The organism is Hydrocarboniclastica marina (genome assembly GCF_004851605.1).
Lineage (GTDB): Bacteria > Pseudomonadota > Gammaproteobacteria > Pseudomonadales > Oleiphilaceae > Hydrocarboniclastica > Hydrocarboniclastica marina.
Genome location: NZ_CP031093.1, coordinates 1,787,092 through 1,812,545, shown reverse-complemented (window position 1 = coordinate 1,812,545; position 25,454 = coordinate 1,787,092). Strand labels below are relative to the sequence as shown.

The window sequence follows — 25,454 nt, the reverse complement described above, 5'->3', positions numbered from 1 at the left end:
TATTAGCCTTTGGTGGGAGGTGCGCTGCTTATCGCAACATTATAGCGTCAGTTTGGAGGAGGTATCGACCTCTTTTTGAACAACATACGACGCTAATAACTACACGTATTTTTAAGTTACGCTTCTTTGCTGAGCAACAGGTTGCGGATATGACCAATAGCCCGGGTTGGATTCAAGCCTTTTGGACAGACGCTGACACAGTTCATGATGCCCCTGCAACGGAATACACTGAACGGATCATCCAGTCGCTCCAACCGTTCGTTTTTGGCCGTATCCCGACTATCCGCGAGAAAACGATAAGCCTGGAGAAGCCCGGCGGGACCGATAAACTTCTCTGGGTTCCACCAGAATGACGGACACGAAGTCGAACAGCACGCACAAAGAATACACTCGTAAAGGCCGTCCAGTTTTTCCCGGTCTTCCGGAGACTGAAGTCTTTCCTGAGCCGGAGTCGGGTTCTCATTGATCAGGTACGGCTGAACTTTTTCGTATTGCCGGTAGAAGATACTCATATCCACAACCAGGTCACGAATAACCGGCAAGCCGGGAAGCGGCCGGATGACCAGCTTGTTTTTCTTGACGATCGCGGACATTGGTGTGACACAGGCCAGCGCATTACGCCCGTTCAGGTTCATGCCATCTGAACCACAGACGCCCTCCCGGCAGGAGCGCCGGTAAGCCAGGGTTGGATCTTTTTCTTTCAGCAGGTTGAGCACATCAAGAATCATCAGATCCTTGTCTGCAGGAACGTCCAGATCGATATCCTGCATATAAGGGGCGTTGTCTACTTCCGGGTTATAGCGATAAACACTTACCAACATTGTTAGATCTCCCCTCAATACTTCCGGACGGTCGGCTGGAAAGTGTCGACCGTTTTTGGAGCGAAATTCACGTCGCGCTTACCCAGGCGTTTCTCCAAGGGGAAGTAAACGGAATGCTTCAGCCAGTTTTCGTCGTCGCGTTCGGTATAGTCGTTACGCGCATGGGCGCCGCGGCTTTCCTTACGCTCGCTCGCCGAAACAGCGGTTGCATAGGCAACTTCGTAAAGGTTGTCCAGTTCCAGCGCCTCTATGCGAGCAGTGTTGAAAGCGTCACTGCGATCTGCAAGCACGGTGTTACGGACCCTCTCACCGATTTCGTCGAGTAGCCCCAGACCTTTCTTCATCGCTTCGCCATCCCGGAAGACGCCGAAATACAGCTGCATCGTTTCCTGCAGCGCCTTGCGCACATCCGCGACCTGTTCACCACTGGTCGCGGTGTTCAAGCGGTTCAGACGGCTCATGGCGTTGTCGATATCGGTTTCGGAAGCATCCATATGATCAATACCTTCCTTGATCATATTCTCGATCTGGATGCCCGCTGCACGCCCGAAGACCACCAGGTCCAGCAGCGAGTTGCCTCCGAGGCGGTTGGCGCCGTGTACGGAAACACACGCCGCTTCGCCACAGGCGAACAGACCATCGATAAACCGGTCAGTACCATCCGGATTCTGGGCAATTGCCTGCCCGCCGACGTTTGTCGGAATGCCGCCCATCATGTAGTGGCAGGTTGGTACCACGGGGATCGGCGCCTTGACTGGATCAACATGGGCAAATGTCTTGGACAGCTCGAGAATGCCCGGCAGACGGAGATTGAGCGTTTCTTCGCCCAAATGATCCAGCTTGAGCAGCACGTGATCCTTGTTGGGCCCACAACCGCGCCCTTCGAGGATTTCGATAACCATTGAACGGGCGACAACGTCGCGTCCGGCCAGGTCCTTGGCGTTGGGCGCATAGCGCTCCATGAAACGCTCGCCTTCGGAGTTGATCAGGTAGCCGCCCTCACCCCGGCAGCCTTCGGTTACCAGCGTGCCCGCTCCGTGAATACCGGTCGGGTGGAACTGCCACATTTCCATGTCCTGCATCGGGAAGCCGGCCCGCAGGGCCATACCAATGCCGTCGCCGGTATTGATCAGCGCGTTAGTGGTAGAAGCATAGATACGCCCTGCGCCACCGGTTGCCAGAACCGTCGCTTTTGACTTCAGGTAGGCGACTTCGCCGGTTTCAATACAGAGGGCCACGACGCCGACCACCTGGTCATTCTGGTTCTTGACCAGATCCACCGCATACCATTCATTCAGGAAAGTCGTACCGCCTTTCAGGTTCGCCTGGTAGAGCGTGTGCAGCAGCGCGTGACCCGTACGGTCGGCCGCCGCACAAGTGCGGGCCGCCTGACCGCCCTTGCCGTAATCCTTGGACTGCCCGCCGAATGGGCGCTGGTAGATACGGCCTTCTTCAGTCCGGGAAAACGGAAGTCCCATGTGCTCAAGCTCAAATACAGCCTGAGGCCCAACCGAGCACATGTACTCGATCGCTTCCTGGTCACCGATGTAGTCCGAACCCTTGACGGTGTCATACATATGCCAGCGCCAGTCATCATTCGGATCAGCACTGGCTATGGCACAGGTAATACCGCCCTGGGCCGACACGGTGTGGGACCGTGTCGGGAAGACCTTGGTAACACAAGCGGTGTTGATACCGGACTCAGTAAGCTGCAACGCTGCCCGCATACCGGCACCGCCCCCGCCAATCACCAGCGCATCGAAAGAAATGGTTCTGATGTTACCCATGTATTAAAGCCCCCACAGGGTCTGAATACCCCAGACCAGATAAACGAAGGTTACAGCGCCCAGAATAATCTGGAACGAGAAACGAACAGCTGCGCTCTTGAGATAGTCAGTCACCACTATCCACAGCCCGATCCAGGCGTGGATGGCCAGGGAGAAGATCGCCATAAGGCTGAATATTCGCATCCACGTGGACGCGAACAGCGCCGCCCAGGACTGGTAGTCAAGTTCAGGCGAAGCAAGCACGAAACCGACGAGGAAAAGCGTGTAAAGAGCCAGGACAACTGCCGTGACGCGTTGAAAAACCCAGTCGTAAACACCGTTGCGACCGAAGTTGGTGATACTGGTTACCATACCCAAACCCCCAGCAGAACAATCAGAATGACCGAGATTACGACAACGAGCTTGGCGCCCAGCCGTCCGCCCTCGAGAGACTCACCGACGCCGCCATCCATCAGCAGATGCCGAACCCCCGCGACAAGATGGTAGGCGAGAGCAGAAAGGATGCCCCAGACAATGAGCTTCGCGAGGAACCCGTCCAGAATCGACTGTACCTGCGCAAAGCCCTCCTCACCGGAAAGCGACAAATCCAGACCGTAAAGGAGGAAAGCGATACCAATGAAAATCAGAATGCCGCTGATGCGGTGAAGAATCGAAGTGATCGCGGGTAACGGAAAGTGGAACTTTCCGAGGTCGAGATTGACGGGTCGTTTATTATCCACAGCTCTCTCACATGCTTTTGCCCCGGGCCATCCGAAGATAGAGGAGCGGTTTATGGGATGCATTTCAGGAAAAGTTTTTTTATTGGAAGGGCAGCGTATAAGCCTGCTACTCACTTTTACGGGCTTGAGATTATAGGGACTGCCCCCCTGAATTACAAACCGGCAAACGTGCGCGGACGCGGATTCACAGCGCTTCCAAGAGTGGTTAAGGGCACCCTTTTCCGTTTTACGGCTTTTGACGCTTGCCGGTCATTATAGATTGACAAAAAAAGCTTAATCCTTATATTTTGCGGCCACACTCACGCGTAGCGTCGAGTTGTAAACCGCTTAAAGGGTGTGGCCCCGCCAGACCTGGACATACTTTCACGGCGCGGGAGAGGCGTGGCAGGCCAACTGGGGCTGAGGCGAATGTGGCCCAGCCTTTAATTGAACCCGACAGGGTTGCGCTCCAACGTCGGGGCTATCAGACCTCCCCTTCCTGCCCGCTCCGGCGGTTGCCACACTGTTTAGCATCAAATCCGTTCATGTCGTCAGCAAAATTGGCGCATGCAATGACATGGGTGACAGGGTTCTGCGATAATAGTGCCCCGTTCTTCTTCGTGCGTGGGTATTTTGTACCCGCAGTGAAGATCGGAAGCCTGCCCTACGGGCCGTATTTCCGGCACCGTATCCGTTCAAACGGATTCAGAGGCGCATTGACAGCCCCGTGAGCGCCTGAGCACATGATGATAGGAGAACACCATGACCGACAAGAAAGCTGTGCTTTCGGTAGGTGAACAGACTGTTGAATTGCCGATCTACTCCGGCACCGCGGGACCGGACGTTATCGACGTACGAGCCCTGGTTCAGGAAGGCCTTTTTACCTACGACCCCGGCTTTGTCTCCACCTCAGCCTGCGAATCCAAGATCACCTATATCGATGGTGCCAACGGTGTTCTTCTCCACCGCGGTTATCCTATCGAACAGCTGGCCGAAAACTCCGATTATCTGGAGGTCGCCTATTTGCTGCTTCATGGAGAGCTGCCGAACGAAGCCGAAGGCCAGCGCTTCCGGGACACGGTGAAAAACCACACCATGATCCACGAGCAGATGCGTCACTTCTTCAATGGCTTCCGCCGCGACGCGCACCCCATGGCAATCATGTGTGGCGTCGTTGGCGCGCTTTCAGCGTTCTACCATGACACCATGGATATGACCGACGAAAAGGAACGCGAAGTAGCCGGATTCCGCTTGCTCGCGAAAATGCCTACCCTCGGTGCCATGTGTCACAAGTATTCCCTTGGCCAGCCATTCATGTACCCGCGCAATGATCTCAACTACGCGGAGAACTTCCTCTACATGATGTTCGCCAACCCCTGCGAAGAGTACGAAGTTAACCCGGTGCTCGCGAAGGCTATGGACCGCATCTTTATCCTCCACGCCGACCACGAGCAGAACGCCTCCACCTCTACCGTTAGGCTTGCGGGCTCGACAGGTGCGAATCCATTCGCCTGTATCGCTTCTGGCATCGCGGCATTGTGGGGCCCGGCACACGGTGGCGCCAACGAAGCCGTGCTGGCCATGCTTGAGGAGATCGGTGACGAAAGCCGGATCGAAGAGTTCGTGGCACGGGCCAAAGACAAGGATGACCCTTTCCGGCTTATGGGCTTCGGGCACCGCGTCTACAAGAATTTCGACCCGCGGGCCAAAGTGATGCGTGAAACCTGCCACGAAGTGCTCAAGGAGCTGGGTCTGGAGAATGATCCGATGCTGAAGATGGCACAGAAACTGGAGAAGATCGCGCTCGAGGATGAGTATTTCATCGAGCGGAAGCTGTACCCGAACGTTGATTTCTACTCAGGTATCATTCTCAAGGCTATCGGCATACCGGTCTCCATGTTCACGGTAATCTTTGCTATGGCCCGCACCATAGGCTGGTTTGCTCACTGGAACGAAATGGTAAGCACAAACTACCGGATCGGCCGTCCCCGCCAGCTTTATACCGGCTACACCCAGCGCGACTACCCAGGCAAGAAGTAGAGCCTGGTTAGCGATTAAAAAACGCCCCACTTTGCTGGGGCGTTTTGCGTTGAGCCCGCCACGAGATGCTCAGGAGGCGTTATGAAAGCGAAAATCGCGTTTATTGGACTGGGTGTCATGGGTTATCCCATGGCAGGGCACGTTGCCTCAGCTGGCTACCCTGTCACCGTTTTCAACCGGACTGAAGCGCGAGCGCTGAAATGGCGCGGACAATACAGCGGCGAACAGTTCAGCACCATTAGCGAGGCAGTCAAGCACGCAGAGGTCGTTGTTACCTGCGTGGGCGACGATAATGATCTGAGACAGATCTACCTGGGTGAGCATGGCGTTCTGGCCAATGCGCCAGAAGGGATTTTACTGATCGATCACACGACCGCGTCTGCCGAGGTAGCTGTCGAGATCGGTGTTGCGGCCGCGGCACGCAGCCAGTCTTTTCTTGACGCTCCAGTTTCAGGTGGTGAGCAGGGGGCCAAAAATGGTGCGCTGACGATAATGGTAGGTGGCGAACCGACGGCTTTCGAACAGGCACAGCCGCTACTGCAGGCGTACAGTCGTCAGGCCGTGTTGATGGGTCCCCAGGGTAAGGGTCAGTTAACGAAAATGGTCAACCAGATCGCCGTAGCAGGCGTCGTACAGGGCTTGGCCGAAAGCCTCAATTTCGCCCAACAGGCTGGCCTTGATGCCGATCAGGTCGTTGAGGTGATAAGCAAGGGCGCAGCGCAATCCTGGCAAATGGAGAATAGAAGCGCGACGATGATCGCCGGGGAATATAACCACGGTTTTGCCGTGGACTGGATGCGTAAAGACCTGGCTATCTGCCTCGCTGAAGCGCGAAAAATGAAGACCAGTCTGCCTATGACAGCGCTCGTCGACCAGTTCTACGCTGATGTGCAGGCAATAGGCGGCGGCCGCTGGGACACATCGAGTCTGCTCGAACGCCTACGCCATTTTCACAAACCCTGAAGACAGCCTTCGGGTGATGGATACCCGATAAAAAGGGGCTGGCAGCGCCAGCCCCTTTTTGCCACGTCAGGCTTTCTTCTTTTTCGGTTTGTCTTTGGCTTTTTCTTTCTCTTGGGCAGCCCATTTCCCGCCACTGTAGAAAGCACTCCAGCCCGTCGCTTTACCATCAACCTCGGTCATCACGTAATGTTCCTTGGTCTTGCGGCTGAAGCGGATAATTGCCGGGTTACCCTCGGGATCCTTTTCCGGCGCCTTCAGTATGTAATCGTATTTCGGGTCGAGTTCGCTTCCATGAGGCTTGAGCTCTTTAACCAGCGGAGCCCTGGTTTCACGGTTTTTGGGGAACTTGCTGGCAGCCAGAAATAGCCCCGCAGCGCCGTCACGGAGCACGTAAGTATCGTCAACCTTCTGGCACTGCAGCTCCGGCATGGGCACAGGCTCCATCTTCGGCGGCGCAGGCTCACCACTACGCAATAGCTTACGGGTGTTTTTACACTCGCTGTTGGTACACCCGAAGTATTTACCGAAGCGCCCGGTCTTCAGCTGCATTTCGCTCGCGCATTTGTCACATTCGAGGGTGGGCCCTTCGTAGCCCTTGATACGGAAGCTCCCCTCCTCGATTTCGTGGCCGGAGCAGTCGGGGTTATTACCACAAATATGCAGCTTGCGTTTTTCGTCAAGCAGATAGCTATCCATGGCTGTTCCGCACTTGCCACACCTGCGCTTATTCAAAAGCGCCCGACTCTCTCCTTCGCCGTCATCCGCGTCCAGGTCGACCGCTTCATCACCCGGAATCAGGTTGATTGTCTGCTTACAACGCTCTTTCGGCGGCAGGTTGTAGCCGGAACAACCCAGGAATACACCGGTGCTGGCCGTCCTGATCTGCATCGGTCGATCACAGTTGGGGCACGGTATGTTTGTCTCCGTAGGCGCATTCTCACGCATGCCATGCTCTGGTGACTCTGCCTGCTCCAGCTGTTGGGTGAAGCCCTTATAGAACTCATCCAGCACGGTCTTCCAGTCGATCTCCCCGCCCGCGATGTGATCAAGCTCCTCCTCCATTCTCGCGGTAAAATTGTAATCCATGAGATTCGAGAACGACTCGGCCAGACGGTCGGTGACAATGTCGCCCATCTTTTCCGCGTAGAAACGACGAGATTCCTGCCGGGCATAGCCCCGGTCCTGAATCGTTGAGATGATGGCTGCATAAGTGGACGGCCGTCCAATACCGCGCTTTTCCAGCTCTTTGACAAGACTGGCTTCGGTATAACGCGGCGACGGCTTGGTGAAGTGCTGGCTCGGCTCAAGCTTATTGAGGGCAAGCGTCTGACCCTCGGCAATGTCCGGCAGCGACCGATCCTCGTCTTTCTTCGCCTGCTGAGGCATAACGCGTGTAAAGCCATCAAATTTGACAATACGCCCGCGAATACGAAGTTCGTAGTCGTCTGCACCTACCGTAACTGTCGTGCTAAGGTACTGGGCGTCCTCCATCTGGCAAGCCAGAAACTGGCGCCAGATCAGGTCATAGAGCCGCTCAGCATCCTTTTCCAGACCGCTTATCTGGCTCGCCTTCAGCTTTACTTCGGTTGGACGGATCGCCTCGTGCGCCTCTTGCGCGCCTTCTTTCGAGCTGTAGCGCCGCGGTTCTGCAGGAAGATACGACTCGCCGAACTGCTTCTCGATATAGCCTCGAGCCGATGCTACTGCGTCCTGGCTGAGATTGGTGGAGTCAGTCCGCATGTAGGTGATATGGCCAGCTTCGTAGAGCCGTTGCGCCAGTGTCATGGTTTTCTTGACACTGAAGCCCATACGGGTGCTCGCGGCCTGCTGCAGCGTTGACGTAATAAAAGGTGCGTTGGGGCGGGAACGCGTGGGTTTGTCTTCCCGCTTGATGATTTTGTAGTCGGCCTTCTGCAGACGCTCAACATGGGCGTCTGATTGCGCTTTGCTGGTAGGCCTATAGGTTTCGCCTTTGACCTTTGCGACTTCAAAACGTAGAGGTTGCTCCCCGGCGGCGGACGGCTGCAGGTTGGCAAAGAGCTGCCAGTACTCTTCCGGGACAAAGGCGCGGATTTCACGTTCACGCTCGACTATAAGCCGTACTGCCACGGACTGCACCCGCCCTGCAGACAGGCCCCGGGCAATTTTGCTCCAGAGCAGCGGCGAAACCATAAAGCCCACAACCCGATCCAGAAAGCGACGGGCCTGCTGTGCGCTGACTCGATTGGTATCGACGCGACCCGGTTGCTTGAACGCCTCCTGGATCGCGCGCTTGGTAATTTCGTTGAAGACGACGCGGCTGTACTTCTCCGGCTCACCGCCGATTGCTTCCATCAAGTGCCAGGCGATGGCCTCCCCCTCGCGGTCCAAATCGGTCGCGAGATAGATGTGGTCTGCGTTCTTGGCAAGGCGTTTCAGCTCGCTGACAACTTTCTCTTTGCCGGGCAGAATCTCGTAGTGCGCCTCCCAGTTTCGTTCGGGATTTACGCCCATGCGCGCGATCAGTTGGTCCCGGGCTTTCTGCTTCTGGTAGCGGGCCTTCTCCTCTGGCTCAAGCTTGCGCGTCTGTGCCGCCAGCTTCGCGCGCTCTTTGGGGTCGACCTTCTTTCCGGTGCCGCTAACCGGCAAATCACGGATATGGCCGACACTCGACTTCACCACGAAATCAGATCCAAGATACTTATTGATCGTTTTCGCTTTCGCTGGTGACTCGACAATAACCAGGCTTTTTCCCATGTGGCTGCAGAAACCCCGCACAATGGTCGTTTAGAGAAATAACGCTATGAAACCGGGTCGATGACCTTGTCTGATTCCGTCGTCGCGCCGCATTTTGGCGTCAGTATATAAGTGCTAGTTACGACAGGGTCAAGTAAAGCTTCGGAATTCGCCCGCCTTCCGCTACCTGTTCGCCTTAACGAAGAAGCCCGGCACTAGGCCGGGCTTCTCCTCATACCAGCGCGTTTAAACCCGTTCCCAGACCGTGGCGATACCCTGCCCCAGACCGATACACATGGTTGAAACGCCGAGGTTACCGCCTTTGGCCATCATCACGTTCAGCAACGTGGTGGAGATCCTTGCGCCAGAACAGCCCAGCGGGTGGCCCAGAGCAATCGCGCCACCATTCAGATTGACCTTTTCGTCGGCCACATCGAGCAGCTGCAGATCTTTCAGAACCGGCAGTGCCTGGGCCGCGAAGGCTTCGTTCAGTTCCCAGAAGTCGATGTCGGTGGTCTTGAGACCAGCCCGCTTCAGCGCTTTCTTGCTGGCTGGAACCGGACCGTAACCCATGATGGCCGGATCCACACCCGCTACCGCCATACCGCGAATTTTGGCTATCGGCTTCAAGCCCATAGCCTTGGCCTTCTCAGCCGTCATCATTACCAGTGCCGAAGCGCCGTCAGTCAGCTGCGATGAAGTGCCTGCGGTCACGGTGCCGCTCTTCGGATCGAAGGCGGGACGCAATTGACCCAGGCTTTCAGCGGTCGTTTCCGGACGGATGGTTTCGTCCTCTTCAATCAGGACCTTGAAGCCACGCTCATCATGACCTTCGATGGGCACGATTTCATTCTTGAAGCGCCCCTCAACCGTCGCCTGGTGGGCGCGGTAGTGGGACTGGGCACCGAATTCGTCCTGCTGCTTGCGGCCAATGCCGTGCATCTTTGCGAGCATCTCGGCGGTCAGGCCCATCATGTTGGACGCTTTTGCAGAGTACTTGGAAGCTGCCGGGTTGTGATCGAAGCCCTTGGTCATGGGAACATGCCCCATGTGCTCCACACCGCCGACGATGAAGGCATCGCCGTTACCGGTCATCAGCGCCTGCGCGGCGGTATGGATCGCGGTCATGGCGGAGCCACAGAGACGGTTTACGGTCTGCGCGGCTGACTCGTGAGGCAGGCGCGTCAGCAACGTGATCTGGCGCGCAACGTTAAAGCCCTGCTCGTCAGTCTGGTTCACACAACCCCAGATGACATCCTCAATGGCTTTCGGATCAAGGTTGGGATTGCGTTCAAACAGCGCTTCAATCAGGTTCGCAGACAGGGTTTCTGCGCGAACATTCCGGAAGCAGCCGTTCTTGGCACGGCCCATTGGCGTCCGCACGCAATCGACTACGACAACGTCTTTCGGATTAAGGCTCATAGATCTTCTCCGTTCGGAATCTGGTTCAGCGATCAGCCGTGATATTTCTTGCCAGACTTGGCCATTTCGCGCATACCCTCGGTCGGGTGATAGAGCGGACCCAGGTCCTTGTACTTGTCTGCGATTTTGCAGAACTCTTCCACACCAACGTCATCGATGTAACGCAGGGCTCCACCACGGAACGGCGGGAAACCGATACCGAAGATCAGGCCCATGTCGGCTTCAGCCGGGGTGTCCACGATTCCGTCTTCGAGGCAGCGAACCGTCTCGATGCACAGCGGCACCATCATGCGTTCAATGATTTGCTCATCGCTGAAGTCATTCTGGCTCTGGACTACTGGCTTCAGCAGTTCGTAGCTCTTCTCGTCCACTACCTTCTTCTGCTTGCCCTTCTTGTCCAGCTCGTACTGGTAGAAACCCTTGTCGTTCTTCTGGCCCAGGCGATCGTTGTCAAACATGACGTCGATAGCGGTGGTGCCTTCGTGCTTCATGCGATCGGGGAAGCCTTCAGCCATGACTTCGCCGGCGTGCTTGGCGGTATCCATGCCGACTACGTCGAGCAGGTACGCCGGACCCATGGGCCAGCCAAAGCCCTGCATTACACGGTCGACTTTCTGGAAGTCAGCACCGTCGCGTACCAGGCCGATGAACCCGCCGAAGTACGGGAACAGGACGCGGTTGACCAGGAAGCCCGGGCAGTCGTTTACAACGATCGGTGTCTTGCCCATCGCCTTGGCGTAGGCAACCGTTGTAGCGACAGCCTTGTCACTGGTCTTTTCGCCACGAATAACTTCGACCAGCGGCATCATGTGCACCGGGTTGAAGAAGTGCATGCCACAGAAATTCTCGGGGCGCTTGAGGTTGGCTGCCAGACGGTTAATGGAAATGGTGGACGTGTTAGAGGTAAGAATCGCATCCTCTTTAACCAGCCCTTCCACCTCACGCAGCACAGCGTCCTTGATTTTCGGGTTCTCGATGACGGCTTCCACGACCAGGTCAACATTGCCGAAGTCGCCGTAGCTCAGCGTCGGGCGGATGCGGTTGAGCGTATCAGCCATGGCTGACGCATCCATCTTGCCTTTTTCCACGCGCTTGGACAGAAGCTTTTTGGCTTCCTTGAGGCCCAGCTCGATGCCCTTTTCGTTGATATCCTTCATCAGGATCGGCGTACCCTTGAGCGCGGACTGGAACGCCACACCGCCGCCCATAATACCGGCACCCAGCACAGCGGCGAGGTTGACCTTGTTGGCTTTCGGCTCCCACTGCTTGGCCGTCTTTTTGAGCTCCTGGTCGTTCAGGTACAGCTGAACCAGTGACGCCGCAACATTGGTCTTGGCCATTTTGGCAAAGCCTTTGGCTTCCACTTCAATAGCCTTGTCGCGAGTCATGCCGGAATGCTTCTGCATGACCTTGATGGCTTCCACCGGGGCGGGATAGTTCTTGCCCGCCTGACCAGCAACAAAGCCCTTCGCCGTTTCGAACGTCATCATGCTTTCCATGGCGTTCAGCTTGAGCTTGCCGGTCTTCTCGGCACGACGGGCCTTATAGTCGAGCTTGCCGCTGTTGCATTGCTTAAGCAGATCGACGGCAGCATCCATCAGTTTTTCGGCCGGTACAACCACATCGACAGCTCCGAATTTCAGAGCTTTATCTGCGCGTTGTTCGCTGCCCATGCAGATCCATTCGATCGCATTATCAGCGCCGATCAGACGGGGAAGACGGACAGTGCCACCGAAGCCTGGAAAAATGCCCAGCTTGACTTCGGGAAGCCCGACTTTCGCTTTCTCGGACATAACCCGGTAGTCGGTGGCGAGACACATCTCGAACCCGCCGCCGAGCGCAATTCCGTTAATCGCTGTAACTGACGGGAACGGCAGGTCTTCAATAGCGCTGAAGATTTTATTGGCCTGGAGGTTATTGGCCACAAGCTCGTCTTCTGGCCCCGCAAACAGATCTGTAAACTCGGTGATGTCCGCACCAACGATGAAAACATCCTTGGAACTGGTAATAACAAGACCTTTCAGCCCCTTGGCCGCCTGCAGTTTCTCTGCAGCCGCGCCAAGCTCTTCGATAGTCAGGCGATTGAACTTGTTGACGGACTCGCCCTTCAAATCGAAGTTCAGCTGAGCGATACCGCCTTCGATCTCCTTAACCGTGATGGCTTTACCTTCGTAAATCATCAACTGATCTCCAGTCTGTGTTTTAAGCTGCAACAGGAACCCACCGATACCCTCTAGGTACCGGCGTATCATTGCCGCACGAGATTTGACCGGCGACTGCGCCGGCGCAGGAAATTCATACAGTCGTTTGAATCGGAGTGCCAACGATGTGAAAATTTGCGCCGTTTGTCAATTTCTTTCTTCGCTGGAGCTGGCAAGATATGGCGCCCTTGCAGCCCGCAGCTTCTGCATCAGCCATGGACGGCTAATGCTGGGCCATACTAGTGGTGGCTGAGCGTGGATTCGCTGCTAACCTGTATAAGGAATCCGGTTTGCTTTCCCGTGTTACCACGTCGCTGGCAGCAACAGGTCGGATGGCGAGCCACTATACCTGCAGAGTCGACGACTTTGCCCCTGTTTCTATTCGCGTTTACGGAGAACTAAAGTTCATGGACATCCGGTTCAGATCGCCTGCTGCTTTATTTGCCCTGGCAGTAATTGTGCTTTTTTCTCTTTTCAACCGGCCGGTGTCAGCACAGGAAACCGACCCCATTCTGGAGGCCGTGCATAATTTCCGGCTCCAGAACTACCTCGCGATTAATGCATTCTACAACTACAGCTCGTCCCGCGACCCGGAAACTCTGGAGGAGATCGTCCTTGCCGTTAATCAGGCCAACGGGTTCATGCAAACAATCGCGGATGCGCGTGGTGAAGTGCTACCGGAAAAGGGATACCAGACGCTGGCTGCGCACTTCCAGGACTTCAAAAAGCTCATGAACACAAACGTGACCGACGTACGTAACCGGGGTTACGCAGACCTGCGACTGGTCTCGGAACTCGCAGAAAAAGCAGGGGAGCTCAATCAGCTCGGAGAGGAGCTGTACGATCTTGCCGCAGAGCGAGCTGACCTGGATCTGTCCCCGCCGGCGGAAACAGCGCGGGAAGCGTCCATTCTGTTGGCTCAGATGATGTCTCAGTATTCGATCTTCACCTCTTCAACCGTTGCACAGGTCTTCCAGGGCGGCAGCGATGCCACTCCACTCGACCAGAAGGCCAACGACCTCAACAAGCTGATGGAGCAGCTGTCAGCGCTGGATGCTGGCCCAGAAGCGTCCGCCGCGCTGGAAGAAGCTTACTCCGCCTGGCAATTCATCAAGGACTCCTATATTAAATACAACGAACGAAATGTATCGTTCGTGATAAACCGGTATTCAAAAAAGATCATTGCATCCCTCGAAGCGGCCATCCCAACACTGGGCAGGAAAAGTACCACCCAGGCTCCGTCAGATTGAACCTGGTGTCGACAGGTACGACGGCCGCAGTGCCTTTAGCGTTCAGGTATTGTTGAGCCGCTCTTGAGTCCTGAGCCGGCTGGGATTATAAAGTAAGCAAGCTGAAGCATTTGTCACCCGTCGCAAACTCGAAGGCAGGAGATTCACATCATGGCAAACTACCGCAAGATACTCGTCGCCATAGACCTTACGGATGAAGCCCTGCAGGTCTTGGACAGAGCGCTGGCTATTGCCAAGAATCACGGCGCGGAACTCATGCTGGTACATGTCATCGAGCCGGTTGGTTACGCCTATGGCGGCGACATCCCAATGGATCTTACGGACCTGCAGACCCAGTTGGACGAGAAAGCGCGGGCAGAGCTCGAAATCTACGGGGAGAAGTACGGGATCGGCAAAGAAAACCAACACGTGCTGGTTGGCCGTCCCGAAGCAGAAGTTCACCGGTTGGCCGAAGAGGACAAGGAAATTGACCTGGTTGTGGTCGGCAGTCATGGACGCCATGGCATTCAGCTACTGCTGGGTTCAACCGCCAACGGCATTCTGCATGGCGCGACCTGCGACGTGCTCGCTGTCCGTATCATGTGAGTCGACGCCCCCTTCACGTCAGGCGCACCGTTTCCCCGGCATGAGCAGCGGGTAAATGAGCCAGCGCCCGCGATCGAAGCTGGCTGAACAATCAGCTTTCAGCCATTTCCTCAAGCTCCATCCAGCGAGCTATTTTTTTCTCAAGTGCTGCCTCAAGCTCGGTGAGCCTGGCCAGAGTGGCCGAGACTTTTTCGGGTTCGCCACCGTAAAACGCCGGATCGCCGATTTGCTGCTGGACCGCCTCCAGCTCTGCTTCCAGATTGGCTATCTCTGAAGGAAGCAGCTCCAGTTCGCGCTTGAGCTTATAGCTCAGCTTTTTACCGTTTGAGCTGGCCTTCACGTCTGGCCTGGACTGGACAGCTACGCTCGGTGCAGGCTCTGCATTGGCGGGCGATGTACTGCCAGCGCTTGTGGCGCTGCTACCAGAGCGTTCTGCCGGGAAGGTGCCACCCTGTCGGCGCCAGTCGCTGAAGCCGCCGACAGTGTCCTGCACCCTGCCCGAACCGTCCAGAAACAGCGTTGACGTAACGACGTTATCCAGGAAGTCCCGGTCATGGCTGATGACCACTACCGTCCCAGGAAACTCGACCAGCTGGGATTCGAGCAGCTCCAGGGTGTCCACGTCGAGATCATTGGTAGGTTCGTCGAGAACCAGAATATTGGCCGGCTGGCTGAACAGTTTGGCTATAAGCAGACGTGCCCGCTCGCCACCCGAGAAGACCTTAACAGGCGACCTTGCTCTTTGTGGACTGAACAGGAACTCTCCCAGGTAGCCCAGTACGTGTTTGCGTTGCCCCTGAATATCAATGAACTCCCTGCCCTCAGCGAGGTTATCCAGGGCCGTCTTTTCGAGGTCCAATTCATCCCGGAGCTGGTCAAAGTAGGCTACCTGGCGCTGGGTCCCAAGCCGGAGTTCGCCGGAAGTAGGCTCCAGTTGACCCAAAAGCAGCTTCAACAGCGTCGTTTTACCCGTGCCGTTCTCCCCGACCAGTCCAACCTTATCGCCGCGCAGTATCAGCAAGTCTAGGTCACGGATAATCGGGCCCGAGCCGGGGTAACCAAAGCTAGCTTTCTTGGCCTCCACGACCAGCTTGCCCGACTGACCGGCCGCTTCCACCGAGAAGCTGGCCGTACCCGTACGGTTGCGCCTTTCCCGATGTTGATCCCGCATGGCTTTGAGTGCGCGAACACGGCCCATATTGCGGGTACGCCTGGCCTTGATGCCTTGCCGGATCCAGGTTTCCTCAGCCGCCAGGCGCTTATCAAAAAGCGCTCGTTCACGCTCCTCATCCTCAAGCGCTTTTTCCTTTAATTCCAGGAAGCGATCATAATCGCCGGGCCAACTCGTCATTTTACCCCTGTCGAGATCGACGATACGCGTCGCCATCTTCCGGATGAATGCTCGGTCATGGCTGATAAACAGCAGCGCGCCGCGAAACCCTGACAGGGTATCCTCCAGCCAGCGGATAGCGGGAACATCGAGGTGATTGGTTGGCTCGTCCAGCAACAACAAATCCGGGTCGCTCGCCAGTGCACGCGCCAACAGAACACGCCGCTGCCAGCCCCCGGAGAGCTCCGCGACCCGGTGGTCCGGATCAAGCCCGAACTGCAGCAGAATGCGGTCGATGCGCTGCTGCAGCATCCACCCGTCATTGGCCTCGATGCCAGCCTGAACCCGTTCAAGTTCGTCCATGTCAACGGCGGCACCCTGTTGCGAAAGCTCGGCAAACCGCAGCAGCAAACGCCCGGTTTCAGGGAAAGCGGCGGCAACCGTTTCCAGAACGGTATCCGGAGAATTGGATGGCAACGTCTGTGGCAGCATGGCCAGGTTGCAGCCTTCAGCGAGACGTACGACACCGCCATCGGGTGTAAGCTCACCGGCAATGATCCGCATGAGCGTCGACTTGCCTTCTCCGTTTCGCCCCAGCAGACAGACACGCTCACCGTAATCGATGCGCAGTTCAGCCTCATCGAGAAGCGGTTGCGTTCCGTAAGCGTGAAATATTTTTTCAACAGACAGCACATTACTCATAAAGGACAACCATCTAGGATTTCAACTTGCTCACCGACGCTGATCCTGGCTCCACGCCAGTGCACGGCGTTCTGTCCGAAGATAACCCCACTGGAAGTCCGCCGATGGCGCCCGAGCGTGCGCAGCGGTTCTCTTTCTGGATGAGGCTCGCCAGTCGCGGGGTCTATAGTCGTAACGATACAGCGGGAACACGGCTTGACGCACTCAAGTACAGCATCGCCCACGCGCAACCATTGCCACTGGTCTTCTGCAAATGGCTCCGCCCCGCGAATAACGAGACCGGGGCGGAATCGAAGAATCTCCCACGCCTGTCCGCTCCACTCATTGACCTGCGCCAACGAGGCCTCGTTCACTATCAGAAAGGGGAACCCATCTGCAAACCCGACTCGGCGGTCACCCGCGACGTAGTCTGGATCCACCGGGCGAACGGAGCTTTCAGGCATATACACAAGATAAACTTCCCGGCCTAACCAGCGGCTCAACAAATCCGACGCTCCGTTGGCAGCTCTCAGGCCGGTGACCCTGTCCCCCCAGACTGAAACGGACTGCAGCTCGCCAGACGCCGTCAGTGCGACCGATTCGGTGTCAGGTATCTGAAGCGAGACCAGGCCCGCTGAGGTTTGGTTGGGCCGAATAAGGGCCAGCCTCGGTTCAGTACGCTGGGTTACGAATACCCCTTCCTTATCCACCACCATCCATCGGCGGTCATGGGCTGGCCCAAAGTCGTCCAGGCATATTTCGTCCACAGCGATACCGGCCAGGGACTTGACGGGATACCGGTATAATCCTGAGATTTGTAGATTGGCCATAGCGAGCTTCAGTTTGTAAACGCGTGATTATAGAGTTCGCGAGCCGCGGCGGCGAGTGATGAGAACCGGGCATTAATACGCGAGCAACCAGGCGTTTTGAAGTCTAACGAGGAGAGAAAGATAAAAGAATGGAGCGGGAAACGAGACTCGAACTCGCGACCCCAACCTTGGCAAGGTTGTGCTCTACCAACTGAGCTATTCCCGCATTTTTTCCGGCTGACATAAAAACGTCATCAGGCTCGTTTTGAGCCCAGGTGTCGAATCGGGAAAGATACGAAGTACGATCTCGACTCAACGGCTGCGCATTATAAGGAGGCGTTTTAATACACGCAAGCGTATCCCGACGTTTTTTTCAGCCACCGCTTTGCCCGAAATCGTCAGCGCCCGCAGCGAGAAACTCGACCTCTTCAGCGGTAGACGTACGCTTGAGAATGCGATTTCTATGGGGAAAACGGCCGAACCGCTCGATTATCCGTCGATGGTTCTGGGCTGAACGATAAAACGCGTCCAGTGTGTCCCTGGCGGGTCCGGCAGGCGCCAGGGCTACCAGTTGCTCGTAAAGACCCGCCGCCTGGTTTTGATCTGCCCGTTTTTCTGAGTGCTGCAGTGGCATATAGAAAAAAGCGCGACCGATCAAGGGCAACTCGACGTCCGCTGCCTTCTCAAGGCCCTCCCGGCAACAGTTTCGGGCCAAAGCATCATGACTGTATACCAGCGCAGTACCCCGGTAGATATTCCGCGGAACCTGGTCGAGAAGAATAATCTCGGCCAAACGCCCTCCTGGATACTTACGCCAAGGCTCAAGACCACCCTCCGAGGCGACCAGCATCATTGTCAGAAACCGTCGCCGGATTTCGCGGTCAAACGCACGATCCACTCGGAACCAGCGTTCCCGGTGGGCTCTGTCCGGGAGCCCATTACCGTCCATGGGGCCGAACCAGAACTCCAGGATATGCTGCCATTCGATCATGAGACCGCTGCCCCCTTTGTGTTACACAGAAAGATTCATCAGTATGATGTCAACGGTTGTCGAATCAACGTGAAACTGATGAGAAACTTCGGGCCCTCCCGGTCAAGCGCACCAAATTGAGGTTGCTATGTCTGCTCGCGAAACTGAGTCTGCTCAAGATACTGGGTCTGTAACCAACACAGGTTCTTATCCCGGCTCGTTGTCTACCTCTGACACGTGTCACGTCATTCTGTTGGCCCACGGCAGCAGCGACCCTCACTGGAAAGAGACCTTCGAAGCACTGGCCAGGCCCTCCTGCGATGCTAATCCCAAAGCCGTAGTTGGTTACATGGAGCTGTGCGAGCCCAGCCTGGAACAGCAGATTGTGAGATTGAAAAAGGAGGGAGCCAATTGCATCAAGGTTGTTCCGCTATTTCTGGCTCGCGGCCGACATTTGCGAAAAGACGTTCCTGAGATGCTTGAACGCTACCGGAAAGAACACGGTATCAGCCTCATACTGACACCACCAATTGGCGAGCATCCGGCGTTGGCACAGAGCATAAAAGCCATTGTCGATGACACCCTCAAAGCCCCCTGAGTCACTGCTGATTTTCGCTTCAGTCCGGCCCGTGCTTCACCGTTAATTCAAGCAGGGGCGAAAAGACCAGCGGAACCGTCAAAAAGGCCTAATAAATATTTTGACAGACAGGGACACGTTCAATATCATACGCGCCTCTCAACGAGCACAGCTTATTGTCCCGTTCGTCTAGAGGCCTAGGACACCGCCCTTTCACGGCGGTAACAGGGGTTCGACTCCCCTACGGGACGCCATTTTTTTTCTTTCTCTGTATTATTTTCTTTCTGCTCGATTTTCTCCCTAAGCGCTCCTACAGAATTTTCTTCCAGTCAGTTGCCTGGGCAGCCTTTTCATTGATCATTGGCCGTCGCTGTTGGTCACCGGTGCCCTCCTTATAGATCTGAATCGGCCAAGCAACGCATTGCGAGCAGCAGGGCCTGAGCCACGTCACAATTTATAGTTCGGCTAATCATTAAAAATCAGCAAGTAGCCGTCCTGCCTGCTATATTTCAGAGACATTCCGACCAACCAAGCTCTAAAACATGCGAAATTGTCTGTCCCGGCTGGGTCCACTGCGAAAAATGTCGCCCTTATCGGCCCGCCTGCTGGCTTATATTGTGCTGTGCAGCGCGCTGTTCACCCTGGTAGCGGCTGGTATCCAGATTTACACGGACTACCGTCAGGAAGTAAAACGCGTAGCGGACCGGCTTGGCGTCATCGAAACCAGCTACAAGGCCAGCCTTTCCAGAAGTCTATGGGCGCTCGATCATAAACTGTTACGGGTGCAGATGGAGGGCATCCTGAGCTTGCCGGACATAGAGCACTTGCGGCTCGAAATCTACCCGGATTCCGAAATTGCGATGGGTGAGCTCCAGAGTGACGGTGAAATAATGGTCCGCACATTCGAACTGGTGCACGAGGGCCGGGAATCCTACCAACTTGGTGCCCTTACGGTGACGGCTAGCATGGACGCGGCCTATGCCGCGCTGCAGCAGAAGCTCATCGTCATTTTTTCCACCCAGGCGGCTAAAACGTTTGTTCTGTCCGTAATCATCCTATGGATATTCCAGGTGGCGGTAACGCGGCACCTCGGCGCGATGGCGGCATACGCAAGAAAATTTTCGGTAGACCATCTCGACGAACCGCTGCGCCTGGACCGGGCCGCCAGCGATCGCCACCGAAGTGACGAGCTGGGCCAGGTCACGGTGGCAATCAATCAGATGCGTGAGCGCCTGCGTGACGATCTCGAACGGCAGGAACAGGACGCCCGTGAGATTCGCAAGCTCTCGATGGCTATTGAACAAAGCCCCTCATCCGTTGTGATATGTGACCGCAACTGGAATGTCGAGTACATCAACACGAAGTTCAGCCAGCTTACGGGCCATAGCATTGATGACATTCGCGGCCAGCACCCTGCAATGCTGGGCAGCGATTCGCTGTCGCAAAAGGATCGCCAGCAACTGTGGCGGGACGTGCGTACTCAGGTTCAAAGGGTCGGGGTCTGGCAAGGTGAAATACACAGTGTACGGCGCAATGGGGAACGGTTCTGGGAACAGGTCATTTGCACGCCGATCAGGGATGAGGCTGGAGATCCTTCCCACTTCCTGATCCTCGGCGAAGACATCAGTATCCGCAAGCGTTACGAACAGCAGCTGTTGCGTCAGGCTAACTACGACATTCTTACCGGCCTGCCCAATCGCATGCTCGCGCTTGATCGGCTCAAACTTGCCCTCGCCCAGGCCCGCAGAGAGAATCAGCTGGTTGGGGTCATGTTTCTCGACCTCGATAATTTCAAGCACATCAATGACACCATGGGGCACGACGCAGGGGATACCCTGCTTGTCGAAGCATCCCGCCGGATATCGTCCTGCCTGCGTGGCACCAGTACTGTTGCACGCCTCGGTGGCGATGAGTTCCTTGTGATTTTACCGGGCGTGGTTGGGGTCGACTCCACCGAACAGGTCGCCGATCGCATTCTGCACACTTTCCTTCCACCCATTCAGCTTGGGGGACAGGAAGTTTTCATAAGTACCAGTATTGGCATTGCTATCTATCCCACTGATTCTGACAGCAGCGGTTCGCTTCTGCAGAACGCCGATGCCGCAATGTACGAAGCAAAAGCACAGGGCAAGAGCTCTTACCGCCGTTTCTCACCTGAGATGAAAGAGCTCTCGCTGGAACGACTGCAGATGGAAAGCCGGCTTCGGCGAGCCCTTGAGCTTAACGAGATGGAGCTCTACTACCAGCCGATCCTGCAGGCCGCCGATAGCCACCTGATTGGTGCTGAAGCGCTGATACGCTGGAACAATCCGGCGATGGGGCTCGTATCGCCTGATCGCTTCATACCGCTGGCCGAAGAGACAGGCATGATCATCCCAATCGGACGCTGGGTACTCAACGCGGCCTGCCAGGCGAACAAGCGCTGGGAGGAAGCTACGGGACAGTGCCTTTCGATCGCGGTAAACGTATCTCCACGTCAGTTCCGCGATCCTGGTTTTGTAGAGATGGTGCAACAGGCGCTATCCGAGAACGGAATCCCGGCCAAACGCCTCGAGCTGGAAATAACCGAACGTCTGATTCTGGACAACACCATTGAAACGGCCCAGATTCTTAAACGGCTGGATGAAATGGGAGTGCGATTGTCGGTTGATGACTTCGGCACGGGCTTTTCCGCACTGGGCTACCTGAAAAGTTATCCATTCGACACCCTCAAGATCGACAAGTCTTTTGTTCGAGATGTAATGACCGAGCAGGAGGATGCCGCTCTGGTTAAAGCCATCATCAACATGGCCCACAGCCTCAGCCTCGAAGTGATCGCAGAAGGCGTTGAGGATTCGGACCAACTTCAGTTTCTGCGCGAACAGGGCTGTGACTTTGCCCAAGGATACTTCTACAGCCGTCCCGCGCCAGAAGCTGACTTTCTGCTGTGGGTCGCCGGGCACCAGCAAGCGACTGTCTGACATGTCCCAATACCGAATTTCAGGTTCTGCACTGCGAGTCGCGCAGCGCCTGTTCAGCTCATCCTCTTCTCTCTTGCAGGCCATCCCGACCATCCTGTAGCCCTCACGATCGCGCCAAGGTATGGTGGCAGATCCTGAGATCGCATATTCTGCGAGGCAACCTGATTTTGGAGGAAACAACCCGTCATGGCTGACACCTACCTGGTTGTGAACTGCGGAAGCTCATCAGTCAAGCTTGCGCTTTATGACGATCAGGCTTCAACCCTGATAGCAACTGCCCTCGCCGAAAACCTTGGCTTTGACAAAGCCCGCCTTAGAATAGCTTTCCCCCGGGAATCAACAGAAGATCTCGCGGTCGACGCTGGCCACCAGCAAGCTATCGAGACCTGTATCAGTCGATTCCGTGAAAGCGGATGGCTTGAGGGTGACCCCGCAGGTATCGGTCACCGCGTAGTACACGGCGGTGAGCGCTTCAGGGCGTCCGTCCTTATTGAACCGACTGTCGTGCGCGCCATTGAGGAATGTGCGGCCCTGGCGCCGCTTCATAATCCCGCGAACCTGACCGGTATTCACCAGTTGAGTCGGATTTTTCCCCGGACACCTCAGGTTGCCGTGTTCGATACGGCCTTTCACCAATCTCTGCCGGAACACGCCTTCCTGTATGCGCTGCCCTACCGACTCTACCAGGACGAAGGCGTAAGGCGGTACGGATTCCACGGCACCAGCCACCGCTATATCCTGCAGCAGCTCGCCGCAGACCTCGATAAACCAGAAAGCGAAACCTCGCTGATCTCAGCCCATCTGGGCAATGGCTGCAGCATATGTGCCATCCGCGACGGCCAGAGCGTCGACACCAGTATGGGGCTGACGCCGCTGGAAGGTCTCGTGATGGGGACGCGTAGCGGCGATATCGATCCGGGTCTGTTTGATTTCCTGGCTGCCAAAGGTATTGAGGCTCGCGAAACTCATCGCATGCTTAACCGGGAAAGTGGTCTTCTCGGCATTTCCGGCCACACAAACGACATGCGCGAACTGACACGCCTGGATGAGCAAGGGGACCAGGGAGCCTCAAGAGCTATTGAGGTGTTCTGCTTCCGTCTCGCCCGATATATCGGGGCCATGCTGGCATCGGTCAATTGCCCTGACGCCCTGGTGTTCACGGGTGGTATCGGCGAGAACAGCGCAATCGTCCGCGCCCGGACCCTTTCGCACCTCCAGGGCCTCGGCTTCGACCTTGATGCCCAGGCGAATAACACCCATGGCAGGGACAGCGCTGGCGAGATCCAGCTCTCGGGATCACGGATGATAAAAGTGATCAGGACAAATGAAGAACTGGTGATAGCGCGCGATACGCACCACCTCACGGTGAATGAAACCAGCAGCGTTTCGCCTGCAACCAGGGCCCATGGACGATGAACGGGTTTACTGCAGCACAGCCAAAACTGGCAGAGGAGACGCACCATGGCTATTAACCTTTTCGTTGCCCCAACCGGTCTGAATTGTGGCCTTACCTCAGTCTGCCTGGGCCTGGTGCGGGCGCTGGACGCGATTGGAATACGCGTGGGTTTTTACAAGCCGATAGGGCAACCAGTCCAGAGGCTGGCGGAACTGGACCGTTCCGTCCATTTTGTCCGGGCGCGTACCAGCCTGAATCCCCCCGACCCCAGGCCCCTGAAACAAGCCCAGGAATTGCTTAATCGTCACCGCTCGGGCGTTCTTATGGAGGACATCATCGGCACCTACGAGGACGCAGCTGATGATTTCGACGTTATGGTTATTGAAGGCCTGGTGCCAGACAGTAGCGAACCTTATACCTCTCGCCTGAACGTGGAGATTGCCCGGAACCTCGGGGCTGATGTCATTCTTGTGACAGCGCCCGGGTCTCGGGAACCCGCTGAAATCGACCGTGACCTGGATTTTTCAGCCCGGCTTTTCGCAGCGCCCGAGGATCCGGATGTCATTGGCGTCGTGCTCAACAAAGTAGGCGAGCCGCGTGAAGCCCACCCCTCGCTCGAACCTCGTGCGGTTGAGCCGGTTACAGGCCGGGACTGGATGAAAGAGTGCCGTATTCTTGCGTCAGGGCGGCTCAAGTTACTGGGCGTGGTGCCCTGGCAGCCTCAGCTACTGGCACCGCGGATGGCCGACATCGTGTCCTACCTGGACGCGGATGTGCTTAACGCCGGTCATCTCGAACAGCGCCGGGTACAACGCCTGACGGTTTGCGCGCGGACGCTGCCCAACATGGTCGAAACCTTGCGCCCCGGCACCCTTATCGTCACGCCCGGCGATCGTGAGGATATTATCGTAGCCGTCGCCATGGCTGCTGTAACCGGCGTTCCTCTGGCGGGCCTGCTCCTCACTGGCGGGCTGACGCCGGATCAGCGAACCATCCACCTGTGCCGGGCAGCACTCGAAAGCGGCTTGCCCGTGTTGCGCACGGGGCTTGATACCTACCACACAGCCTACCGCCTTGCGGAGATGGGCACAGAGGTGCCGTCTGACGATCTCGACCGGATCGAGAGTGTAATGGATGCGGTCGCAAGTCACCTCGATACCGCCTGGTTACAGGACCGGCTGAAGATTGATCGCGAGCCCCGCCTTTCCCCACCCGCATTTCGACACCAGTTGTCTCAGCGTGCGCGCAAGGCCAATAAACGGATCGTTCTGCCCGAAGGCAACGAGCCGCGTACGGTCCAGGCAGCGGTTATCTGTCATGAAAGGGGGCTTGCACGCTGTGTACTGATCGGTCAAAGGGCTGAAATTGAAACAGTGGCAGAATCGCAAGGTGTAACTTTGCCGGACGACATCGTCATCATCGATCCGGCTGAAGTCCGCGACAACTATATCGAGCCTATGGTCGAACTGCGGAAACACAAAGGACTGGCACCCGACATGGCGGCAGCCCAGCTTGAGGACAACGTTGTCCTCGCCACCTTGATGGTGGCCATGGGAGAGATGGATGGCCTGGTTTCCGGTGCCGTGCATACTACAGCCAACACCATTCGCCCCGCCCTGCAGCTGATAAAAACCCACGCTGACGCCAAGGTCGTTTCATCGGTATTCTTTATGTGTCTACCGGATCAGGTCCTCGTCTACGGCGACTGCGCTGTTAATCCCGATCCCGATGCCGAAGCCCTTGCAGACATAGCGATCCAAAGTGCGGAATCGGCCAGAACGTTCGGCATTGAACCGCGCGTCGCGATGATCAGCTACAGCACCGGGAGTTCAGGTTCGGGAGCAGACGTTGAAAAAGTCCGGAAGGCTACAAAAATCGCGCAAAAGCTCCGCCCTGACTGGCTTATAGACGGACCCCTGCAGTACGACGCGGCCGCTATCGAGGATGTCGCCCGTAGCAAGGCGCCGGACAGCCCCGTCGCTGGCCGGGCGACCGTGTTCATTTTTCCTGATCTGAATACTGGCAACACCACCTACAAAGCTGTGCAGCGAAGCGCTAACGTCGTTAGCATCGGACCCATGCTGCAGGGCCTGCGCAAACCGGTGAACGACCTGTCCCGCGGAGCCCTGGTGGAGGACATCGTTTTTACGATTGCCCTGACGGCTGTGCAGGCTGAGCAGGTCGCAAACAAGGCGACAAGTTCTGGCGGCAACAACCCTGCGAGCGACGGAGACTGATCCGGAAGGGCC

The 25,454-nt window shown here is 56.4% G+C and carries 18 protein-coding genes and 2 tRNA genes; 9 read left to right on the top strand and 11 right to left on the bottom strand.

The annotated features are described in order from the left end of the window. Positions 1-116 precede the first annotated feature (116 nt). From soil367_RS08130 to sdhC, 4 genes are read right to left on the bottom strand one after another with little or no spacing between them, the layout of a single operon-like run. Positions 117-821, bottom strand: coding sequence for a succinate dehydrogenase iron-sulfur subunit (locus tag soil367_RS08130; RefSeq protein WP_136548625.1), 705 nt, complete (start codon positions 819-821; stop codon positions 117-119). Between the two features lie 14 nt (positions 822-835). Further along, positions 836-2,608: a succinate dehydrogenase flavoprotein subunit gene (gene sdhA / locus soil367_RS08125; protein ID WP_136548624.1), complete on the bottom strand. Its 1,773-nt coding sequence runs from the start codon at positions 2,606-2,608 to the stop codon at positions 836-838. Between the two features lie 3 nt (positions 2,609-2,611). After that, positions 2,612-2,959 carry a succinate dehydrogenase, hydrophobic membrane anchor protein gene (gene sdhD / locus soil367_RS08120; RefSeq protein ID WP_136548623.1) on the bottom strand — a complete coding sequence of 116 codons (348 nt, stop codon included), beginning with the start codon at positions 2,957-2,959 and terminating at the stop codon, positions 2,612-2,614. Next, on the bottom strand, positions 2,953-3,327 hold the full coding sequence (gene sdhC, locus soil367_RS08115) for a succinate dehydrogenase, cytochrome b556 subunit (protein ID WP_136548622.1): 375 nt from the start codon (positions 3,325-3,327) through the stop codon (positions 2,953-2,955). The genes sdhD and sdhC overlap by 7 nt, the downstream gene beginning before the upstream one ends. A gap of 741 nt (positions 3,328-4,068) precedes the next feature. Between sdhC and gltA the strand changes: the two genes are divergently transcribed. Together gltA and soil367_RS08105 are read left to right on the top strand one after the other, a co-directional pair. Then, the gene (gltA, locus tag soil367_RS08110) at positions 4,069-5,346 is read left to right on the top strand and encodes a citrate synthase (protein ID WP_136548621.1); all 1,278 of its coding nucleotides are present in this window, start codon (positions 4,069-4,071) and stop codon (positions 5,344-5,346) included. Positions 5,347-5,427: 81 nt separating this feature from the next. Further along, complete coding sequence (locus soil367_RS08105) at positions 5,428-6,309, top strand: NAD(P)-dependent oxidoreductase (protein WP_136548620.1); 882 nt, start codon at positions 5,428-5,430, stop codon at positions 6,307-6,309. 66 nt (positions 6,310-6,375) lie between these two features. Here the strand turns inward: soil367_RS08105 and topA are convergent, their stop codons facing one another. The 3 genes from topA to fadB all read right to left on the bottom strand — a co-directional run bounded on the left by topA (position 6,376) and on the right by fadB (position 12,626). Next, on the bottom strand, positions 6,376-9,045 hold the full coding sequence (gene topA, locus soil367_RS08100; RefSeq protein ID WP_136548619.1) for a type I DNA topoisomerase: 2,670 nt from the start codon (positions 9,043-9,045) through the stop codon (positions 6,376-6,378). 225 nt (positions 9,046-9,270) lie between these two features. Further along, a complete protein-coding gene (gene fadA, locus soil367_RS08095) occupies positions 9,271-10,446 on the bottom strand; it encodes an acetyl-CoA C-acyltransferase FadA (protein WP_136548618.1) in 1,176 nt (391 codons plus the stop codon). Positions 10,447-10,478: 32 nt separating this feature from the next. Continuing rightward, positions 10,479-12,626 (bottom strand): fatty acid oxidation complex subunit alpha FadB, encoded by a 2,148-nt coding sequence (gene fadB / locus soil367_RS08090; protein WP_136548617.1) that lies wholly within the window; start codon positions 12,624-12,626, stop codon positions 10,479-10,481. Positions 12,627-12,937: 311 nt separating this feature from the next. Between fadB and soil367_RS08085 the strand changes: the two genes are divergently transcribed. Both soil367_RS08085 and soil367_RS08080 read left to right on the top strand, forming a co-directional pair. Next, positions 12,938-13,897 (top strand): hypothetical protein, encoded by a 960-nt coding sequence (locus soil367_RS08085; protein WP_136548616.1) that lies wholly within the window; start codon positions 12,938-12,940, stop codon positions 13,895-13,897. Positions 13,898-14,047: 150 nt separating this feature from the next. Continuing rightward, positions 14,048-14,482 carry a universal stress protein gene (locus soil367_RS08080; protein ID WP_136548615.1) on the top strand — a complete coding sequence of 145 codons (435 nt, stop codon included), beginning with the start codon at positions 14,048-14,050 and terminating at the stop codon, positions 14,480-14,482. 91 nt (positions 14,483-14,573) lie between these two features. On the opposite strand, the gene soil367_RS08075 is transcribed toward soil367_RS08080, so the two are convergent. The 4 genes from soil367_RS08075 to soil367_RS08060 all read right to left on the bottom strand — a co-directional run bounded on the left by soil367_RS08075 (position 14,574) and on the right by soil367_RS08060 (position 18,293). Further along, entirely contained in the window at positions 14,574-16,514 is a 1,941-nt protein-coding gene (locus tag soil367_RS08075; protein ID WP_136548614.1) for an ATP-binding cassette domain-containing protein, read from the bottom strand. After that, positions 16,511-17,323, bottom strand: a complete 813-nt coding sequence (locus soil367_RS08070; RefSeq protein ID WP_136548613.1) for an MOSC domain-containing protein — start codon at positions 17,321-17,323, stop codon at positions 16,511-16,513. The genes soil367_RS08075 and soil367_RS08070 overlap by 4 nt, the downstream gene beginning before the upstream one ends. Positions 17,324-17,452: 129 nt before the next feature. Further along, positions 17,453-17,528, bottom strand: a tRNA-Gly gene (locus soil367_RS08065). Between the two features lie 147 nt (positions 17,529-17,675). Further along, on the bottom strand, positions 17,676-18,293 hold the full coding sequence (locus tag soil367_RS08060; protein ID WP_136548612.1) for a DUF924 family protein: 618 nt from the start codon (positions 18,291-18,293) through the stop codon (positions 17,676-17,678). Positions 18,294-18,420: 127 nt separating this feature from the next. Between soil367_RS08060 and soil367_RS08055 the strand changes: the two genes are divergently transcribed. The 5 genes from soil367_RS08055 (at position 18,421) to pta (ending at position 25,442) form a co-directional block, all read left to right on the top strand. Next, entirely contained in the window at positions 18,421-18,870 is a 450-nt protein-coding gene (locus tag soil367_RS08055; protein ID WP_136548611.1) for a sirohydrochlorin chelatase, read from the top strand. 157 nt (positions 18,871-19,027) lie between these two features. Next, a tRNA-Glu gene (locus tag soil367_RS08050) sits at positions 19,028-19,103 on the top strand. A 327-nt stretch (positions 19,104-19,430) separates the two neighbouring features. After that, on the top strand, positions 19,431-21,809 hold the full coding sequence (locus soil367_RS08045) for a bifunctional diguanylate cyclase/phosphodiesterase (RefSeq protein ID WP_246065587.1): 2,379 nt from the start codon (positions 19,431-19,433) through the stop codon (positions 21,807-21,809). A 186-nt stretch (positions 21,810-21,995) separates the two neighbouring features. Continuing rightward, positions 21,996-23,225 (top strand): acetate/propionate family kinase, encoded by a 1,230-nt coding sequence (locus soil367_RS08040; protein WP_136548609.1) that lies wholly within the window; start codon positions 21,996-21,998, stop codon positions 23,223-23,225. A 45-nt stretch (positions 23,226-23,270) separates the two neighbouring features. Next, complete coding sequence (pta, locus tag soil367_RS08035) at positions 23,271-25,442, top strand: phosphate acetyltransferase (RefSeq protein WP_136548608.1); 2,172 nt, start codon at positions 23,271-23,273, stop codon at positions 25,440-25,442. The last annotated feature ends 12 nt before the right edge of the window (positions 25,443-25,454 follow it).

Bases quoted from the DNA above. Each gene is read 5' to 3' on its own strand.
- soil367_RS08130 (WP_136548625.1), bottom strand. From the start codon at position 821: ATGTTGGTAAGTGTTTATCGCTATAACCCGGAAGTAGACAACGCCCCT.
- sdhA (WP_136548624.1), bottom strand. From the start codon at position 2,608: ATGGGTAACATCAGAACCATTTCTTTCGATGCGCTGGTGATTGGCGGG.
- sdhD (WP_136548623.1), bottom strand. From the start codon at position 2,959: ATGGTAACCAGTATCACCAACTTCGGTCGCAACGGTGTTTACGACTGG.
- gltA (WP_136548621.1), top strand. From the start codon at position 4,069: ATGACCGACAAGAAAGCTGTGCTTTCGGTAGGTGAACAGACTGTTGAA.
- soil367_RS08105 (WP_136548620.1), top strand. From the start codon at position 5,428: ATGAAAGCGAAAATCGCGTTTATTGGACTGGGTGTCATGGGTTATCCC.
- topA (WP_136548619.1), bottom strand. From the start codon at position 9,045: ATGGGAAAAAGCCTGGTTATTGTCGAGTCACCAGCGAAAGCGAAAACG.
- fadA (WP_136548618.1), bottom strand. From the start codon at position 10,446: ATGAGCCTTAATCCGAAAGACGTTGTCGTAGTCGATTGCGTGCGGACG.
- fadB (WP_136548617.1), bottom strand. From the start codon at position 12,626: ATGATTTACGAAGGTAAAGCCATCACGGTTAAGGAGATCGAAGGCGGT.
- soil367_RS08080 (WP_136548615.1), top strand. From the start codon at position 14,048: ATGGCAAACTACCGCAAGATACTCGTCGCCATAGACCTTACGGATGAA.
- soil367_RS08075 (WP_136548614.1), bottom strand. From the start codon at position 16,514: ATGAGTAATGTGCTGTCTGTTGAAAAAATATTTCACGCTTACGGAACG.
- soil367_RS08070 (WP_136548613.1), bottom strand. From the start codon at position 17,323: ATGGCCAATCTACAAATCTCAGGATTATACCGGTATCCCGTCAAGTCC.
- soil367_RS08060 (WP_136548612.1), bottom strand. From the start codon at position 18,293: ATGATCGAATGGCAGCATATCCTGGAGTTCTGGTTCGGCCCCATGGAC.
- soil367_RS08055 (WP_136548611.1), top strand. From the start codon at position 18,421: ATGTCTGCTCGCGAAACTGAGTCTGCTCAAGATACTGGGTCTGTAACC.
- soil367_RS08045 (WP_246065587.1), top strand. From the start codon at position 19,431: ATGTCGCCCTTATCGGCCCGCCTGCTGGCTTATATTGTGCTGTGCAGC.
- soil367_RS08040 (WP_136548609.1), top strand. From the start codon at position 21,996: ATGGCTGACACCTACCTGGTTGTGAACTGCGGAAGCTCATCAGTCAAG.
- pta (WP_136548608.1), top strand. From the start codon at position 23,271: ATGGCTATTAACCTTTTCGTTGCCCCAACCGGTCTGAATTGTGGCCTT.